14 protein-coding genes and 1 pseudogene are annotated in these 17,703 nt (G+C 53.1%); 3 read left to right on the top strand and 12 right to left on the bottom strand.

The genetic code is table 11. The features are described from left to right. Position 1: 1 nt before the first annotated feature. Positions 2 to 3,154: a multidrug efflux RND transporter permease subunit OqxB gene (gene oqxB / locus N1249_RS10025; protein WP_259837359.1), complete on the top strand. Its 3,153-nt coding sequence runs from the start codon at positions 2 to 4 to the stop codon at positions 3,152 to 3,154. Between the two features lie 67 nt (positions 3,155 to 3,221). On the opposite strand, the gene N1249_RS10030 is transcribed toward oqxB, so the two are convergent. After that, positions 3,222 to 3,701, bottom strand: a complete 480-nt coding sequence (locus tag N1249_RS10030; RefSeq protein WP_259837361.1) for an Rrf2 family transcriptional regulator — start codon at positions 3,699 to 3,701, stop codon at positions 3,222 to 3,224. 359 nt (positions 3,702 to 4,060) lie between these two features. Between N1249_RS10030 and N1249_RS10035 the strand changes: the two genes are divergently transcribed. Next, on the top strand, positions 4,061 to 4,585 hold the full coding sequence (locus tag N1249_RS10035) for a phosphoribosyltransferase (RefSeq protein ID WP_259837363.1): 525 nt from the start codon (positions 4,061 to 4,063) through the stop codon (positions 4,583 to 4,585). Positions 4,586 to 4,795: 210 nt separating this feature from the next. On the opposite strand, the gene N1249_RS10040 is transcribed toward N1249_RS10035, so the two are convergent. Both N1249_RS10040 and N1249_RS10045 read right to left on the bottom strand, forming a co-directional pair. Continuing rightward, positions 4,796 to 5,161: a VOC family protein gene (locus N1249_RS10040; RefSeq protein WP_259837365.1), complete on the bottom strand. Its 366-nt coding sequence runs from the start codon at positions 5,159 to 5,161 to the stop codon at positions 4,796 to 4,798. Positions 5,162 to 5,474: 313 nt separating this feature from the next. Then, positions 5,475 to 6,398 carry a hypothetical protein gene (locus tag N1249_RS10045; protein ID WP_259837366.1) on the bottom strand — a complete coding sequence of 308 codons (924 nt, stop codon included), beginning with the start codon at positions 6,396 to 6,398 and terminating at the stop codon, positions 5,475 to 5,477. Between the two features lie 296 nt (positions 6,399 to 6,694). Between N1249_RS10045 and N1249_RS10050 the strand changes: the two genes are divergently transcribed. Continuing rightward, positions 6,695 to 7,129, top strand: coding sequence for a VOC family protein (locus tag N1249_RS10050; RefSeq protein ID WP_259837369.1), 435 nt, complete (start codon positions 6,695 to 6,697; stop codon positions 7,127 to 7,129). Between the two features lie 109 nt (positions 7,130 to 7,238). On the opposite strand, the gene N1249_RS10055 is transcribed toward N1249_RS10050, so the two are convergent. The 9 genes and pseudogenes from N1249_RS10055 to fecI form a co-directional block, all read right to left on the bottom strand. Continuing rightward, a complete protein-coding gene (locus N1249_RS10055; protein WP_259837371.1) occupies positions 7,239 to 8,489 on the bottom strand; it encodes an MFS transporter in 1,251 nt (416 codons plus the stop codon). A gap of 137 nt (positions 8,490 to 8,626) precedes the next feature. Continuing rightward, positions 8,627 to 9,547, bottom strand: a complete 921-nt coding sequence (locus N1249_RS10060) for an EamA family transporter (RefSeq protein ID WP_259837373.1) — start codon at positions 9,545 to 9,547, stop codon at positions 8,627 to 8,629. Positions 9,548 to 9,840: 293 nt separating this feature from the next. Beyond that, the gene (gene fecE / locus N1249_RS10065; protein ID WP_259837375.1) at positions 9,841 to 10,608 is read right to left on the bottom strand and encodes a Fe(3+) dicitrate ABC transporter ATP-binding protein FecE; all 768 of its coding nucleotides are present in this window, start codon (positions 10,606 to 10,608) and stop codon (positions 9,841 to 9,843) included. Beyond that, positions 10,609 to 11,565: a Fe(3+) dicitrate ABC transporter permease subunit FecD gene (gene fecD, locus N1249_RS10070; protein WP_259837377.1), complete on the bottom strand. Its 957-nt coding sequence runs from the start codon at positions 11,563 to 11,565 to the stop codon at positions 10,609 to 10,611. Then, positions 11,562 to 12,560, bottom strand: a pseudogene (gene fecC, locus N1249_RS10075) (iron-dicitrate ABC transporter permease FecC). The gene fecD and the pseudogene fecC overlap by 4 nt, the downstream one beginning before the upstream one ends. Then, positions 12,557 to 13,459: a Fe(3+) dicitrate ABC transporter substrate-binding protein FecB gene (locus tag N1249_RS10080; protein WP_259837378.1), complete on the bottom strand. Its 903-nt coding sequence runs from the start codon at positions 13,457 to 13,459 to the stop codon at positions 12,557 to 12,559. The pseudogene fecC and the gene N1249_RS10080 overlap by 4 nt, the downstream one beginning before the upstream one ends. A 57-nt stretch (positions 13,460 to 13,516) precedes the next feature. After that, complete coding sequence (fecA, locus tag N1249_RS10085; protein ID WP_259837380.1) at positions 13,517 to 15,841, bottom strand: TonB-dependent Fe(3+) dicitrate receptor FecA; 2,325 nt, start codon at positions 15,839 to 15,841, stop codon at positions 13,517 to 13,519. An 86-nt stretch (positions 15,842 to 15,927) separates the two neighbouring features. Then, complete coding sequence (gene fecR, locus N1249_RS10090) at positions 15,928 to 16,881, bottom strand: ferric citrate uptake sigma factor regulator FecR (RefSeq protein ID WP_259837383.1); 954 nt, start codon at positions 16,879 to 16,881, stop codon at positions 15,928 to 15,930. Next, positions 16,878 to 17,399: a ferric citrate uptake sigma factor FecI gene (fecI, locus tag N1249_RS10095; RefSeq protein ID WP_259837386.1), complete on the bottom strand. Its 522-nt coding sequence runs from the start codon at positions 17,397 to 17,399 to the stop codon at positions 16,878 to 16,880. Before fecI ends, fecR begins: the two co-directional genes overlap by 4 nt. Positions 17,400 to 17,703 lie beyond the last annotated feature (304 nt).

Here is a 17,703-nt window from a genome sequence, read left to right on the forward strand (position 1 = left end):
CATGGACTTTTCCCGTTTTTTCATCGACAGGCCGATTTTTGCCGCCGTACTGTCGATTCTGATTTTTATCACAGGATTGATCGCCATCCCGCTGTTGCCGGTGAGCGAATATCCTGACGTCGTGCCGCCAAGCGTGCAGGTGCGCGCGGAGTACCCGGGCGCCAACCCGAAAGTGATTGCCGAGACCGTGGCGACGCCGCTGGAAGAGGCGATTAACGGCGTTGAGAACATGATGTATATGAAGTCCGTCGCGGGCTCTGACGGCGTGCTGGTCACCACCGTCACCTTCCGTCCGGGCACTGATCCGGATCAGGCGCAGGTTCAGGTGCAAAACCGCGTCGCGCAGGCCGAGGCTCGTTTGCCGGAGGATGTGCGGCGTCTGGGCATTACCACCCAGAAACAGTCGCCGACGCTGACGCTGGTGGTGCATCTGTTTTCGCCCAACGGGAAATACGACTCCCTGTATATGCGTAACTACGCCACGCTGAAAGTGAAGGATGAGCTGGCGCGCCTGCCCGGCGTTGGTCAGATCCAGATTTTTGGCTCCGGCGAATACGCGATGCGCATCTGGCTGGATCCCAACAAGGTGGCGTCCCGCGGCTTGACCGCCTCGGACGTGGTCACGGCGATGCAGGAGCAGAACGTGCAGGTTTCTGCCGGTCAGCTTGGTGCTGAGCCGCTGCCGAAAGAGAGCGATTTCCTGATCTCCATTAACGCCCAGGGTCGTCTGCATACCGAAGAAGAGTTTGGCAATATTGTGCTGAAAACGGCGCAGGACGGTTCTGTTGTCCGCCTGCGCGACGTGGCGCGTATTGAAATGGGCTCCGGCAGCTATGCGCTGCGTTCCCAGCTGAACAATAAAGATGCAGTCGGGATTGGTATCTTCCAGTCTCCGGGGGCGAATGCCATCGACTTGTCTAACGCGGTGCGCGCTAAAATGGACGAACTGTCCACGCGTTTCCCGGCAGATATGAAGTGGGCGGCACCTTACGATCCGACGGTGTTTGTGCGCGACTCTATCCGTGCGGTCGTGCAAACGCTGCTGGAAGCGGTGGTGCTGGTCGTGCTGGTGGTGATTCTGTTCCTGCAAACCTGGCGCGCGTCGATCATTCCGCTGATCGCGGTGCCGGTTTCGGTGGTGGGTACCTTCAGTATTCTCTATCTGCTGGGCTTCTCGCTGAATACCCTGAGCCTGTTCGGGCTGGTGTTGGCCATCGGTATCGTGGTGGATGACGCCATCGTGGTAGTGGAGAACGTCGAGCGAAATATCGAAGAGGGGCTTGCACCGCTTGCGGCGGCGCATCAGGCGATGCGGGAAGTGTCCGGGCCAATTATCGCGATTGCACTGGTGCTGTGCGCGGTGTTTGTGCCGATGGCATTTCTCTCCGGCGTTACCGGTCAGTTTTACAAGCAGTTTGCGGTGACGATTGCGATTTCCACGGTGATCTCCGCCATTAACTCGCTGACGCTCTCTCCGGCGCTGGCGGCACTGCTGTTAAAGCCGCACGGCGCGCCGAAAGATTTTCCGACCCGGCTTATCGATCGTCTGTTCGGCTGGATCTTCCGTCCGTTTAACCGCTTTTTCCACCGCAGCTCGAACGGCTATCAGGGGCTGGTGGGTAAAACGCTCGGGCGACGCGGTGCGGTGTTTGTGGTTTATCTGCTGCTGCTCTGCGCGGCAGGCGTGATGTTTAAAGCGGTACCCGGCGGGTTTATTCCAACACAGGATAAGCTGTACCTGATTGGCGGCGTGAAAATGCCGGAAGGTTCATCACTGGCGCGCACCGATGCGGTGATCCGCAAAATGAGCGAAATCGGGATGAATACCGAAGGCGTGGACTATGCGGTCGCGTTTCCGGGGCTGAATGCGTTGCAGTTCACCAACACGCCGAATACCGGGACCGTCTTCTTTGGCCTGAAACCGTTCGATCAGCGTAAACATACTGCGGCGGAAATTAACGCTGAGATCAACGCGAAGATTGCGCAAATTCAGGAGGGCTTTGGTTTCTCCATCCTGCCGCCGCCAATTTTAGGGCTGGGTCAGGGGTCGGGCTATTCCCTGTACATTCAGGATCGCGCGGGTCTGGGCTATGGCGCGCTGCAAAACGCGGTGAACACCATGTCCGGTGCGATTATGCAGACGCCGGGGATGCATTTCCCGATCTCAACCTATCAGGCTAACGTTCCGCAGCTGGACGTACAGGTCGACCGTGATAAGGCGAAAGCGCAGGGCGTGTCGCTGACCGATCTCTTCGGTACGCTGCAAACCTATCTGGGCTCGTCGTACGTGAATGACTTCAACCAGTTCGGGCGTACCTGGCGCGTGATGGCGCAGGCAGACGGGCCGTTCCGCGACAGCGTGGAAGATATTGCGAATTTACGCACCCGTAATAACCAGGGCGAAATGGTGCCGATTGGCAGTATGGTGAAAATCACAACCACCTACGGCCCGGATCCGGTGATCCGCTACAATGGCTACCCGGCGGCGGATCTGATTGGCGATGCCGACCCGCGCGTGCTCTCGTCCTCGCAGGCGATGACGCAGCTGGACGCGATGTCTAAGCAAATCCTGCCGAACGGGATGAATATCGAATGGACGGACCTGAGCTTCCAGCAGGCCACGCAGGGTAATACGGCGCTGATCGTCTTCCCTGTCGCGGTGCTGCTGGCGTTCCTGGTGCTGGCGGCGTTGTATGAAAGCTGGACGCTGCCGCTGGCGGTGATCCTTATCGTTCCGATGACCATGCTGTCCGCGCTGTTTGGCGTCTGGCTGACCGGTGGTGATAACAACGTGTTCGTGCAGGTGGGGCTAGTGGTACTGATGGGGCTGGCGTGTAAAAACGCGATCCTTATCGTGGAGTTTGCCCGCGAGCTGGAAATGCAGGGCAAGGGCATTATGGAAGCCGCGCTGGAGGCCTGCCGCCTGCGTTTACGTCCGATTGTGATGACCTCCATCGCCTTTATTGCCGGGACCATTCCACTGATCCTTGGCCACGGCGCAGGGGCCGAAGTGCGCGGTGTTACCGGGATCACCGTATTCTCCGGGATGCTGGGCGTGACGCTGTTTGGTCTGTTCCTGACGCCGGTGTTCTACGTGACGCTGCGTAAATTCGTGACGCGCGGCAAAGTGGAAAGGGAAGTTCTGCCTGCGTAGAGACGTTGCAGATAACAAAAAACCGCCTTCATTGTGAGGGCGGTTTTTTTTCGTAACAGGAAAAGCGTTAAGAGGTTTTTTGATACTGGGCAATAAGCTCGGGGAGCTGATCGCAGCCGCTGCTGTCGGCGTTTTTCACCGTTTCCAGGGCGCTTGCCACGGTATGGCGGGCTAATACCGCTAACGATGCCTGCTCAGCTTCTTCAGAAATCGATTTAAAGTACCAGCAGGCATTAGCGCTGACCACGCAGCGGGGCGGGACATCAGGGCGTGAGGCCCACAGCTTTTTATCTTCGATAACGGAAAGGTAGATGTCGCGCAGGGTGATCTCTTCCGGCGGGCGACCAAGATGAATTGAGCCGTTACGGCCAAGCGTTGAGACGATAATGCCGTCACGCGTGAGCGGAACCATCAATTTGCGGATGAAGCTCGGATTCGCTTCCAGGCCGTAGGCCAGAATTGCACTCGTCGAACGTTCACCCAATTGCTCCGCCATCGCTACGCTGAGAACCATCTGCAAAGCTGTCGGGAAGCGGTAATCTAACATTTTTCTGTCCTGGGTTGCGGTGAATCTTGTTCTTTTTGGCACCGCAGAGGTGAATAAGCAATAAACAACAATATAACAAATACGGTAATTTTTTTGAAGCAATCTGCGGCATTCGTGATCGAACATCATATTCTTTTCACGCCAACGCGCGACGCGGGAAGCCCACCGTCATCATGGGCCATCGTCATCAGAGCCTGATTCTGGTTTTTAGCTCGATTTTGCTCGATTATGCAACTTTTTGCTTTGTGTTGTGCTTGATTGTGATACTTTGTGGAAAGAGACAAGGTCTGGCCGTATTTTTCATCAGTGGGCTGCCGGCCTGGGTGTTAAGACATATTCAATAAAGGAACGTAACTAAAATGAATCATACACATGCCGGAAAGATCATTCTCGACGAATCCACAATCGCGGAAGGTGTCAATCTAGTTGCCGACAGGCTTAATTCTGACTTCAGCGATGCTGTGATTATTACCGTCGTACCGGGCGGGGTATTTTTCACGGCTGACTTAACCAGAAAACTGAAATTTGATATTGAGATGGATTATATTTCCTGCCCACACACGCCCGGTGAGCGCAATAACGCGTCAGAAATTGTCTTCCATAATAACATCGGCATTGAGGGCCGACATGTGATTGTTATCGATGACGCGATCGAGTCAGGGGGGACAATGAAACGACTGGTGGAGCATCTTAACGAAAAATATAACCCACAGTCCGTCTCGGTTGCCGTCCTTTTCGTTAAGCCCGGACGCGTATCCATTCCTGCACACTGTTATTACGCTTATGAAATGGAGAATGATGATCTGCTCATAGGGTACGGGTTGCCCTGGCAGAACAAGTTCCGCAACCTCCCTTGTGTGGCTCAACTGAACAAAGACCACTGAGTCGGCTTCGGGTTAATTCGGCTTATTACGCCAGCCGATAGCAACGTTCGCTTCTGGCACACAGCGAACTTTACTTACTCCTCACCACCATTCTTGCGGATGGCATCAATCCTGGACTGGCCAAAGGCGACTATATCCTGAAGAGTAACCGGATACCGGTAAGTTTCGTCGACTGAGGCCAGTTCAGGTATATCCAAATTGCATCCTTAATCAGTCCGGCGCATGGCAGACTGCTTCAATATTATGGCCATCAGGCGCGATGACAAATGCGGCATAGTAGTTTTCGCTGTAGGAACGTAAGCCAGGTGCTCCGTTATCCTGGGCGCCTGCACGCAAAGCAGCATTGTAAAATTCATCAACTTGCTGTCGGGTTTGTGCGACAAACGCCAGATGCAGAGGCGCCGGTTTGTCATTCGAGTGGAACAGACAAAGTGAAACATTGCCGGAACTCATTTCAACTCCGTAGGCTGGTGTGCCTTCATCAATAAGTTTCACGCCAAGCGGCTGAAGCGCATTGAGGAAGAAAGTTTTACTTTTTTCGTAATCACTTACGCCGAACTTCACATGATCGAACATTGCTTATTCCTTATGAAAATATGAACAAATAAAGAGTATATAAAGAGATTGAAAACGAACTCACTTAAGAACGTATCAATGTGATGAGCATCAATTTTAAATATCTCTATATCTACCGGAACTGCCCTGGCTGTTTTATCACGCAGAGGGCGATGCGGACCATCCGGTCATCCGGCATTGTGCTTTTCTTCCCGACATTACAGAGGCTGACGGAATGTTCTCAGTCGGTTCTATTTCGCGGTAATTCATTCGCTATTAATGTCCGCTTCTGGCACGGAGCGGACATTAAGATCAACCGCTGATGCGATCAGCTTTATTTTTCGCGAAAGAAAAAATGCACTTTCCCTTGCTGTAATACAACGGCAGGTAAACCCTTATCTTCTTCGGGTGAGAGGTAGATAATTACCCACGCTGGAAGATGGCGGCTAACTTGTTGCATGAAGGCATAATTCATACGCTGATTTTTTGCATCCGATTGTCCGGCGCTGTTTATAAATACCGGGCTGAGGTGACTTCCATTTAACCCATCGTGCCTTATGAGATAACTTTTTCCGGTCGCATTCGCACCTATGAAGTCAGGAGTGCGAACAATTTTTTCTGCGTCGTGGAAGCTGGCGTAAAAGCCGCAGGTCGGACTATTCTGGCTTGCAGGATCATAATATCCATTTTTTGGAAGCTCACATCCCGTATCTTTATCTGCAAATTTAACGACCAGATAGCGGGATTCATTGGTCTGAAACACGTATTTTCCTAACCAGTTATTATATCCCTCTCCCTTACGGACATCGCCATGTTTGCGTTTAGATTCTTTTAAGGTCGCTAGCACAGCAGATTCAATTTTATCTGAGAGCACCAGTGATGCTGCCTCTGGGGTAGGGGCCAGTTCAGTAGGGATCCACGCCAGAATTCCATCGGTTTGCCACTCTTCCACGCCCAGGCCCGTTGGTCGATACTGCAGTAACGGGGTTAAAGGCAATGACGCTTCATTTAATTTATCATTTTCCACTATCGGAAAAGTAAAATCGTAATCCGTGCGGCTGAACATTTCGCTTTGAGAGTGGCTGACCTGGGCATCGCTAAAAGGATCCATACCCGATGCATTGCTGATATTCCAGGCGATGCTATGTTCAGCGTGGTATGTGTACGACTTTGCAGAATTGTCGCGAACGCCTGAGCAGGCCGTCAGTAGCAGCGTTGTAAACACAATTGAAAGTGATCTCGATAACAAACTATTCATTCATACTTCCCGTTGTTTAATCATAAGAAACTAATATCGGCAACACCGGCCAATAGCTTAATTTTTATGGGTATATAAAAAAGGGAGGTTGGCTGGAAACCTTTCAAAAAGCATAAACTGGAACGACAGTCGCTCGGGGAGCGGACGAATTCACTGAGCGGAGGATCTGCTGAGAGCGAGATACGAAGGTTATTGCTGACGCTGGCAGGGCACTAAGATGCCAAAATTGGGCGTGGTGATTCAGTGAGTCGTAGGATAAATTCAGGGTTCAATTTCAGATAATTAAGGAAGCAGGTATGTCGCAGAATTTACCGGGAATTGACGTTTTGTTTGTCGCTGGGTTTGGGCCCATCTCGCAGAACGCTGAAGACAGTTCCGCGTTTTATGTGAAGGTACTCGGTCTGCCGCTTAAGCCAATGGAGGGAAGCGGCGATTACCTGCTATCGGAAAACAGGCTGGAGGGCGTTAAGCATTTTGCCGTCTGGCCGTTATCACAGGCCGCAACTTCATGTTTTGGCACTGAAGCGTGGCCAACCGAACACCCAAAACCGCAGGGATGGATTGAGTATGAAGTTCAGGATCTCGATTCCGCTACCCGCATCTTAAGTGAGAAGGGGTATCGCCTGCTGGTGGCTAACCGCACAGAGCCCTGGGGACAAACCGTGACTCGTCTGCTTAGCCCTGAAGGGTTGCTCACAGGACTTACGATAACACCCTGGCTTCGCGGATAAACATCCGTCCGCTTCTGGCAGGAGGCGGACGGGTGTGAACAGTGCAATGTCCTCTCCTGGCACAGTACGGACGAACTGGGTGGGCTTAAGGTCCGCTGAGAGCGAGGCGTTATGCCTGAATACGCATAAGTAGTTTCGCCCGACAGGCGTACATAATCGTGCATATGAAAATACTGAGGAAAGCTGTGAATATGAATACTCCTGCCCCCGTCATGGCGAGTAACATTCCTCCAATTAACGGTCCTACAGCAACGCCTAATGTTGAAAGCGTAGACGCTCCAAGGTAAGCGCCTCGATGTTCAGGTGGTGCTAACTGGTCGAGCAATATATTCAGATTCGGCATCAGGATTGCCTCGCCCATGCTGAATAAGCAGGTAACTGCTAGCCAGATCAAAATATCCGTCGAATCTATGGAAAAAAAGCAAAACTGTGAAATCGCAAAAATGATCCCTCCCAGGATAATGCGTCCAGAAAGAGTAACAGTTGCAAGAAAACGCATTATAAACGTTTGAAAAAAAAGTACGGAACATGCGTTTGTGACCAGAACCAGGGTAATGAGCTTAACGGCACCATTACCGTCAAGTGAAAGCAGGTATTGGGGGAGTATTGCTTCATAATGGATATATACGACATTACACAGGATGCTGCAAAGTAACGCCGCAAGGAAAATCCTGTCTCTGGCAATAATTAATACCATTTGATGCAACTTAAGCACCTGGGTAACTCTGGTATCTTGTCCAGCTATTATCCTGCCCCTCGGAATATAAAAAAGTACATAGATGAAAAAAGGAAAATAGGTCAAACCGGTTATCAGAAACGTACCCTTCTGTGATGTCAGGCCAAATGCTAACCCGATTAGCGGGCCGAAAACCGCCGCAACATTGATCAGGTAATAGCGCAATTGAAGAGCCAGTGCACGGCGGCGGTGATCAACAAGCAAATCACTCATCAGTGCCCGCACAGGTGGATCAACCCATGCAAAACAAATGCCTATAATCATCAGGCCTGTTACGAACAGACCGAACCCTGTGGCCAGTGCAAGAGTAATATATCCTACGGCTGAAAACCCACAACCCAGCAAAAGAATAATACGACGTCCAAACCTGTCTGAAATTTGTCCGCCGTACATACCCAGGATCACCGAAATTAATGCACTGCTCGTCATCGTTAGACCAATTTCGGTCGGTGTCATATGATAATTTTTCGTCATAATAACTGCGATAAATGGCCATGCCATGAAATAGCTAAACCGTATGACAAAAGTAAAAAATAACAAAGTGTGAACGATTAATGGGAACGTTTTTAATGTCGGTAGTAAGCCCGAATCAACAACGCGTTCAGCGATGTCTTTTGATGTCATGATCATCCTATTTGATATTAATTAATATGCTGAAAAGGCCAGCATTAAATCTCATTGTGAACGGAATTATGTTTTGACTTCTATAGTCTTTTATTACTGATCATCTTAAAGAGAATAGGGGAGGTAAGTTTCTTAGATTATTGTCGGGATTTATTTCTAAGTTTTACATGCTGGCCTTTTGAGTTGAAAAATTTAAGGAAAGCACCGGAATTCAAAAAAATAAGGATACCGACTATAACAACACCAACTGGAAGTGCCTGAGCTAAACTCAATTTCTCATCTAAAAATAAATAGGACGTTATTACTCCCGAGATAGGCACAAAAAGTGATAAAGGGGCCACTTGCGTTGCCGGGTATTTTTTCATCAAATTATTCCAGATCCTATACCCCAGAATGGTAGTTATATAAGCCTGGAATAACACAGAAAATACGGATCCAACCGTTAGGTTCGCCGGTATTGATGTTATAGCTCCCCAGCCTTTGAAACATACGGTCATTATTAATATTGCTGGTACAGAAAATAGGCTTGACCAGACTATAAATGCCACCATATCAGCGGGTTTGGTAAACTTTATAATTATATTACATATGGCCCAGGCAACTGCCGCGACCATTACGAGTATTATCCCATTGATGGTGGATGTATCATCAGAGAAAACAATGATCATCAATAAACCAAAGGATGCTAAAATAATACCCAGGAAATGTACTTTGTTTACCCTCTCCCCCATAAACAAACAACTAAAAAATATTGTGAAAAACGCGCTGAATTGAAGAAAAACAGATGATAATCCAGCCGACAATCCCTTATACATTGCACAATTGACTATCCACCACAAACCCACACCAAAAACAAAGCCATAGAGAGCTATATTTTTTAATGGAACGTTTTTGGGTCTTCTGATGAAAAAGACCAGAGGGAATGCACAAAATACAAATCGCATTAATGTCAGGGCAAAGGGATCCAGGTCTCTTAACCCTAAATCAATAACAGCGAAGTTCCCTCCCCACAACACAGTCACTAAAAACCCCATGAATAAATCAATTTTCTTACTCATCTAATACCTTAAGAAATACTCTTCGCTATACTTTTATTAGTCCTGCTAAAAAACATATTTAGAACGACACTGTGAAATTCATCCTGAAAAGGTTATGGCACAAGCATATCCCTGGTATAAGAGTGTTATCAAAGACATAGTTTTCATGAGTGGATGAAAAAAACTCATCCTGAGCCATTGCTATCCCAACTGAGAACGCGGTGGACTTCCCATGTTGATTACTAAAATATGAGTTCTCAAGGCGTAGCGACTCAACAAAGCGAACATCCCCCAAAAATGACTACCCGCGCCATCTACCTCACAACACACATCGGCCTGCCAGATACCGGCTCGGGGTGTATCTCCGTTTCCACGCAGAATACGGTTCTCAGCAATCCAGGGTTCATCACCGCTTCTGGCGTGCCTTGCGCCATAACCTGTCCGTTTGCCATCACCACCAGATGGTCGCAGTACCGGCTGGCCTGATTAAGGTCGTGCAGCACTGCGACCACCGTTTTTCCCTGAGCCTGGAGTTCGCCCATCAACCGCATCAGTTCCACCTGGTGATTTATATCGAGATAGGTGGTTGGCTCATCAAGGAGTACAACGGGCGTATCCTGCGCCAGGACCATCGCCAGAAAGGCTCGCTGGCGCTGTCCGCCGGACAGTTCGGTTAACCGTCGTTCGGCAAGATGATGGATCCGGGTCTGGCTCATGGCGACATTGACCTGCGCATTGTCTTCAGCGGAAAGACGTCCCCAGAGTGACAACCACGGGTTGCGACCGTACGAAACCAGCTCCCGGACGGTGATCCCCTCTGGCGTTAAATGGTGCTGTGGCAGCAACGCCAGCCTGCGAGCGAGCTGGCGCGATGAGAGTGCGTTGATCGGATTATTGTCGAGAACTACGCTGCCGGACTGCGGCGTTAACAGCCGTGAAAAACAGTTTAACAGCGTCGATTTCCCGCAACCGTTAGGGCCGAGCAGGGCGGTGATCTTGCCCGCTGGCAGAGCGAGTGAAATGCCGTCAAGCACCGTGTTTGTACCGTACTTAACCGTCAGATTTTCAGTTCGTAATGTCATTTATCGCATTCTCACAAGCAGCCAGACAAACCACGGTGCGCCGATAATGGCGGTCAGCACGCCAGCCGGAAGCTCCAGCGGGGAATGAATAATTCGCGCCAGCAGATCGGCAACCACCAGCAGCAACGCACCTGTCAGCGCCGAAACGGGCAGCAGCCAGCGGTGACGTCCACCGGTGATGCTGCGCACCATGTGTGGCACCACAAGACCAACAAAGCTGATCGGGCCGCAGACGGCCACGCCGGTCGATGTCATGGCGACAGCCAGTAGCAAAGCCCGAAACCGGGTACGCGACACGGCCACACCGAGTGTGGTGGCGCGCGCATCGCCCAGAGCCAGAAGGTCGAGATCGCGGCAAAAACCCAGACTCAGTGGCAGAAACAACATCAGCAGCGGGACGGCAATCTTCACAAAGCTCCAGTCACGGCCCCATAAACTGCCGGTCAGCCACAGTAGGGCGCTGTTCACATCCTGCGGGCGCGAGAGCATCAGCCAGTCCGTCAGGCTGGCCCAGCAGGCAGAAAGCGCGACACCTGTGAGCGCCAGCTTCATCGGCTGGCTGGTGTTCACCAGCATTCGCAGCAGGATCAGTCCCACCATGCCACCGGCAAAGGCCATCATCGGCAGTGCAATCACCGGCAGTGACGGTAAGAGAAGCAGTGCACCCACAGAGGCGAGGCTGGCGGCATGGTTTACGCCGAGAATATCCGGCGATGCCAGAGGGTTACGTACTATCCCCTGCACCAGAACGCCTGCAACCGCAAGGGCTGCTCCGACAAACAGCGCCAGCAGCAGTCGCGGCAGGCGGTACGCCGTTAACACGTAATGATATTCGCGCCCGGTCTGCCAGTCGGTCAGCAGGGCGCGCCAGGGAACGGAGATCACCCCCATTTGCAGCGACAGCGCCGAAAATCCTGCCAGCGCGAGGGCGATGAAAATAACTAGCGCAATTTTCATCCACACCTCCTGACCAGCCAGACAAAGCAGGGCGCACCAATCAGAGCCACTACGGCCCCCGCGGGCAATTCGCCAGGGAAGGCCAGCGCGCGGGCCAGAACATCCGCCAGTAGCATCAGCGTGGCGCCCATCAGTATGCTCATCGGCAGGACCTTGCGCTAGTCGAATCCCACCCAGAAGCGAGCCAGATGCGGCATCAGCAGGCCGATAAACGCCACCGGGCCCGCCACGCTGACGCAAGTACCGACCAGAAGCAGCACCAGAATGTTGATGATCAAACGTAGCTTCGGCAGATCCACCCCCAGCGTGCGGGCGGTGCTGTCGCTGACGTTAAGCAGGTTCAGTTGATTGGCCAGCAGCAACACCACCGGTACAGTAACCGCCACCACCGGGAAAAGCTGCCAGAACTCCTGCCAGCGCGCGTGGGATACGCCCCCTGCGAGCCAGTAAAAAATGCCGTAGGCGTGATCTTCTGTCAGCAGCAGGGTGATGCGGGTCAGGGCCATACAAAAAGCCGAGAAAGCGATACCCGCGAGGATCAGTTTATTTCTGTCCTGGGTATGGCGAAATCCGCCGCCTGCGGCCATTACCAGCAGCCAGCTTACGCCGCCACCACAGGCGGCGATAAAGGAGATCGAGTAACCCGAAACGGGCACAGGGCTGAGGGCGCTGGTGAGCGCCATCGCCAGCGCCGCGCCGCTGTTAATGCCGAGCAGCGAAGGGGAGGCCATTGCATTATGCGTCAGGGTTTGCAGCAGCGTTCCCGCGAGAGCCAGGCTTGCGCCAATCAGAATGGCGACCAGGCTTCGCGGCAGACGTAGGTTTTGCACCAGCGCTTGTGGAAGCGTCGGCGCATGGCCGGGCAGCAGGGCGCGGATGGCATCAGCGCCAGAAACAGGAATGGCCGAGTAGCAAAACAGACTCAGCCAGAAAATTGCGATAAGCGCGGCAAGGGGCAGCCCCCATTGCAGCGCCGGATGTCTGAGAACTGTCATTTCACATCGGATAAAGGCTGGTGATGAAAGATTTTTACCGTGTCGCTGGCAATACGTTCGGCCGCGAAAATGCCGCGCATCCGCGCCCAGGCGTTACTGTCGACCGACGCCGTCTGCTGCTTTTGCGCAGCCGTTAACATCTGCCACAGCGGGTCTTGCTGCCAGCGTTTCACGATGCTCTCTTCGCGATAATGCGCGACCAGCAGCCATGCCGGATTGAGCGCCAGCAGCTGTTCCAGGCCGATGGATGGCATAGATGCACCTGCCATCGCCGCAGGCACCTTCAGCCCCAGAGAGGTCAGAACGCCCCCGGTCCAGGTCTCCTGCGTGTGCAGGTTGAACTGCTGCTCCCGGGACGTACCAAACACCACCAGCGTGCCTTTTGGCAGCTGGCTGGCCCACGCTGACATCTGTTGTTTGTGTTGCGCCAGACGTGACTGCATCTGTGCCTTTTTGCCCACGATTTCGCCGATGATGGCCGCAGACTGAAGATTTTCAGCGTAGGTTTCATTGCGAGACTTCAGCAGCAGCACCGGTGCGATTTGCTGCAAGGCGCTGAAAATACCCGCATGGCGGCTGCTGTCGGCAATGATGAGATCCGGTTTCAGCGCGCTGATGGCTTCTAAGCTCGGCTGCGCACGCGTGCCAACAGACTGCCAGGGTTTCAGATGTGCGCGAACTTCTGGGAGAATGCGTGCGGCATCGTTATCGTCGGCAATGCCGACAGGACTGACATCGACGGCGGCCAGCGCGTCCGCGAACGACAGCTCCAGTATCACTATCCGCTGTGGTGTTTTATCAATCGTAAAGGTGCCATGTTCGTCCTGAACCGTGGCGGCAAAAGCGTGGCTGGTGACCAGCAGCAGAGCGGCGAAAAGCGTGCGGATAAATGTGAACATCGGTGCTCCTGAAAGCCGGGTGGCGCTGCGCTTACCCGGCCTACAAATCGGTGTGAATTAGAACTTCAACGACCCCTGCATATACAGCGTGCGCGGCTGGCCTGCGTAGATGCCTTTGTTGTTGTCGTCGTAAGAGCGGGTGAAGTACGCCTGGTCGAAGATATTTTTCACGCCGAACGCAAGGTTCAGGTCTGCCATCTGTGGACCAAAGTCGTAGGCGACACGTGCGCCCCAGAGCATGAAGCCAGGGATGCGGCCGGTGCTGCCGTCGGCACTCTCTTTAACGGTGTTGGCGTTATCCGCAAACTGGCTGGACTGGAAATCGCTGTTCAGGTTGAACGTCCAGCTGCCCGGTTTATAGTCCACACCCAATGTGCCTTTGTGTTTCGGCGAGAACGGCACCTGGTTGCCGTAGGTGTCGCCTTTCTCGCGGATCTCGGCGTTCACGTACGCATAGCTTGCGTAGACCGAAACGTTGTCCAGCGTGGGCGTCAGCGTGCCGAGGTCATAGCGGGCCTGGGTTTCCAGCCCGGTATGGCGCGTTTTACCCCGTGCGGTAACAGTGTCGTTGGTCTGGTTGGAGTCGTACTGATTATTAAAGTTAATCAGGAACAGCCCCATTTCTGCCGTCAGCGCGCCATCGTCGTATCGGGTTCCGAGCTCCCAGGTTCGCGCTTTTTCCGGTTCCACATTGCCGCTTTGCACAGCCTTGCCAATTTGGCTGTACTGTACGGTGCCGAACGAGCCTTCAGTGTTTGCATAAAGATTCCAGCTGTCAGTAAGGTGATAGAGCACGTTGAGCGCCGGAAGCGGGGCGTTGTAGCTCACTTCCTCATGCGTGCCTTTGATGGCGTTGTTCTGGTATGACTCGATATGTTCAAAGCGCATACCCGGTGTGATCGTCCAGTTGCCTACGTCGATTTTGTCATCCAGATACCAGGCGTGCGCTTCGGTACCGGAACGGGTGTCGCGATCGTAAGGGCTTGAATTGGACGGTAACTGCCCGCTGCTGGTGGCGGTGTAATAACGCATTTCATGCGTCGACTCGCTCACATAGCGATACCCCACGCCGACTTCGTGTGCGGAAGAGCCAATCATAAAGCTCTGGCTGTAACGTGGTTCAATGCCGCGTACCCAGTAGTTACGCGGTGAAAGGGTGATGCGTTTGCCCTGTTCCAGGTAGCCGCTGCGCAGGGTTTCGGTGTAGAAGCCCTGAATATTGAATTTATGCTGACTGTCCGGCTGGAACTGATAGCCGAGGCTTGCCAGCTTGCGACGCCCCCAGAAGCGATCGTATGGGCGCGTGGACTGCCAGCGGTCGGCGTTGTAATCCGCGCGGGACAGGCCGCCGGGCATGTCGGCTTCACCGTCGTAGTATTGCAACAGGCTGTTGAAGGTATGCACTTCGTTCGGCGCATATTTGCTTTTCAGCATCAGGTCGTCGATGCGCGTCGCGCTGTGCTCGCGCCAGTCGCTGCCGCGCGTGCCGGAGTAAAGCAGGGCGGTACCAAAACCGTTATCCGCCGTGCCGCCCACCATCAGATTGTGCGTCTCTTTCGGGTTATTTTGTGAGGACGTTGGGCTGAGCTGGCCTTCCACGCCGGCTTCGATACCGAAGTCTTGCGGAATGGCGCGGGTGACAAAGTTCACCACGCCGCCCACGCTCTGCGGTCCGTAACGCACCGCTCCACCGCCGCGTACCACGTCGATGGCGTCCATATTGCCGAGTGAGACGGGTGCCAGTGAAAGCTGTGGCTGGCCGTAAGGGGCAAACGGCACGGGAATACCGTCCATCAGCACGGTTGAACGGCTGGCGAGGCGCGGGTTCAGGCCGCGAATGCCGAAGTTCATCGCCAGATCGTGACTGCCGGTGCCGTTATTTTCCGGGGCAGTGACGCCAGGGATGCGGTTCAGTACATCGCGCATGGTCGTCGCGCCGGTTTTGGCGAAATCCTCACGGCGGATAACGTCACGCGCGCCAGCATGTTCGAATACATCGTTCTCGCGCGCTTCCCCTAGCCAGTCGCCCACCACGGTCAGGACATCTTCTTTCGGTGTGGGGGCGTGCTCCAGCGTCCAGCTGTTATTCCCCAGCGGTTTCACCTGCAGACCGCTACCGTTCAGCAGATGTTGCAGACCGGTTTCGATATCGTAGTCACCGTGAAGACCGTCACTCTGTTTGCCGCGCGTCAGGCTGGCGTCAACCGACAGAGTAATTCCGCTTTGCGCGGCATACTGGTTAAGGGCTTTGTCGAGCGAACCCGGCGCGATATCAACCTGCGCTGCGAAGGCCGATAAAGACAGCCCGGCCAGCGGCAGCAGGCTCAGGCGAATGGCGTAAACCAAAGGTGTTGTTTTGCGAAAAACGCGTAAAGGCGTCATACCTTCTCCATCATCATTTTTGTTGTGTTCATCTATGAGTCGAACGAGAAGGGGAAAAAGGACAATGGAAATGAGAATTATTTTTCTTACAATGCTGAAATATTTACCCAGTATCGTGTAACCGACTGAATTTTAACTGGAAGAGTTTGAGCGATAACATTCAGGATGGCATCGGTATTGTTCAATGGGAAGGTCCCGCTCAGGCGCAGTCCGGCCACTGCCGGATCACAACGCAGCACACCGTTTCGATAGCGGCTGAGCGTGGCGATCACCTCACCGAGCGGTTTATCGCTGAAGCTCAGAATACCCTGCGTCCAGGTGGCGCTTTCATCATCCGTTGAGGTTATTGCACCAAATTCTGACGCGCTAAACTCCAGGCTCTCGCCAGCGTTTACAATGCGTTTTTCCTGCGGATGGTTTGCCAGTAAGACTTCAACAGCGTGTCGCTGAACGGCAACGCGAGTGATGTTGTCCTGCTGGTAGACGGTAAACTCTGTGCCTAACGCGGTGAGCTGGCCCTGGCGGGTCATCACGCGGAAAGGTCGCAACTGAGTGTCTTTTGCGGTGGTAATGGCAATTTCGCCGTACCAGAGGTGGACTGCGCGCTGATGCGCATCAAACCGAACGTCAGCGGCGCTTTGGGTGTTGAGCGTCAGCTGCGAGCCATCTTCCAGCCGCTGATGGCTGAGCGCGCCTTTGGCCGTGCGGTAGTCAGCGCGCAGACCTTCACCGGTTTCAGATTGCCAGATCTGCCAGCCGCCACCCACGCCGAGCAGCAACAGCAGCCCTTTCATGACATGTCGACGGGTAAGGCGCGTATCATGCAGCGCCCGGCTGGCGACATCGGCCGGTACGTGGCTCAGCTGGCTGCGCAGGTTTTCAACCTGTTGCCAGGCCCACTGATGATCCTTGTCCTCTTCATACCACTGTTGCCAGCGCGCCTCCTGCTGTGGGCTGACGCGCTCGCCGCTCAACACGGCATACCAGTGTGATGCCGAACGCAATGCCTGGCGGCGAGAATCGGTGATAGAAGCGCTCACAGGCCGTGCTCCAGACGAAACAGCAGACAATGTTCGATAGCCTTTGCCACATATTTTTTCACCGAGCTGACGGATACACCCAGCTTCAGTGCGATCTCGCTGTATGTCAGACCATCCAGTTGCGAAAGTAGAAACGCTTCGCGTGTTTTTCCGTTCAGCCCGTCAAGCATACTGTCGATGAGTTGCAGGGTTTCGAGCTGGCTTTCGCGTTCTTCAGGCGAAGGTGCCAGCCCCTCCGGCATAAGCGCCAGCATCTCCAGATAGGCTTTTTCCAGCGCGTTTCGGCGAAACAGGTCGACCATCACGCGTTTGGCGATAGTGCACAGAAAAGAGCGAGGATCGCGGATCGTCGAGAGCGTGTTGTTGCCCATTACCCGCAGAAAAGTGTCCTGGGCAATGTCATCCGCATCAAAGGCAGACTGAAGTTTGCGCGTCAGCCAGCTTTTCAGCCAGCCGTGATGTGCGCCATAGAGCGACTCGAGCGTTAAGGAAGCAGTGGTAGTGGCGCGGTCAGACATGCGGAGTGTATCAAAAGTTAATTATCACACGGCTATATTAATATGAGAATGGTTATCATTACAATTGGAAATAAAATTGTATAACTTTTATATTATTAACGCATTGTTTTTTATAAATATTTCATGGGTTGATGTTGAGTGGGAAAGGGCGTTTGCTTCTGGAATGTATAGGTCGGAATAAGATCTGACCAGGTCTGCTATGAGCGGGAAGCGGAGAATTCATTTACTCACTGGTATAAGGCCTGTTGAAGAATATGCGTTTCCAGAAACATATCCTGGATTTTTCAGGCCTCCAGACAAATCC

Source organism: Enterobacter sp. CP102, from assembly GCF_025152625.1.
Lineage (GTDB): Bacteria > Pseudomonadota > Gammaproteobacteria > Enterobacterales > Enterobacteriaceae > Enterobacter > Enterobacter soli.

Coding starts and splice junctions, on each gene's coding strand:
- oqxB (WP_259837359.1), top strand. CDS start 2: ATGGACTTTTCCCGTTTTTTCATCGACAGGCCGATTTTTGCCGCCGTA.
- N1249_RS10030 (WP_259837361.1), bottom strand. CDS start 3,701: ATGTTAGATTACCGCTTCCCGACAGCTTTGCAGATGGTTCTCAGCGTA.
- N1249_RS10035 (WP_259837363.1), top strand. CDS start 4,061: ATGAATCATACACATGCCGGAAAGATCATTCTCGACGAATCCACAATC.
- N1249_RS10040 (WP_259837365.1), bottom strand. CDS start 5,161: ATGTTCGATCATGTGAAGTTCGGCGTAAGTGATTACGAAAAAAGTAAA.
- N1249_RS10045 (WP_259837366.1), bottom strand. CDS start 6,398: ATGAATAGTTTGTTATCGAGATCACTTTCAATTGTGTTTACAACGCTG.
- N1249_RS10050 (WP_259837369.1), top strand. CDS start 6,695: ATGTCGCAGAATTTACCGGGAATTGACGTTTTGTTTGTCGCTGGGTTT.
- N1249_RS10055 (WP_259837371.1), bottom strand. CDS start 8,489: ATGACATCAAAAGACATCGCTGAACGCGTTGTTGATTCGGGCTTACTA.
- N1249_RS10060 (WP_259837373.1), bottom strand. CDS start 9,547: ATGAGTAAGAAAATTGATTTATTCATGGGGTTTTTAGTGACTGTGTTG.
- fecE (WP_259837375.1), bottom strand. CDS start 10,608: ATGACATTACGAACTGAAAATCTGACGGTTAAGTACGGTACAAACACG.
- fecD (WP_259837377.1), bottom strand. CDS start 11,565: ATGAAAATTGCGCTAGTTATTTTCATCGCCCTCGCGCTGGCAGGATTT.
- N1249_RS10080 (WP_259837378.1), bottom strand. CDS start 13,459: ATGTTCACATTTATCCGCACGCTTTTCGCCGCTCTGCTGCTGGTCACC.
- fecA (WP_259837380.1), bottom strand. CDS start 15,841: ATGACGCCTTTACGCGTTTTTCGCAAAACAACACCTTTGGTTTACGCC.
- fecI (WP_259837386.1), bottom strand. CDS start 17,399: ATGTCTGACCGCGCCACTACCACTGCTTCCTTAACGCTCGAGTCGCTC.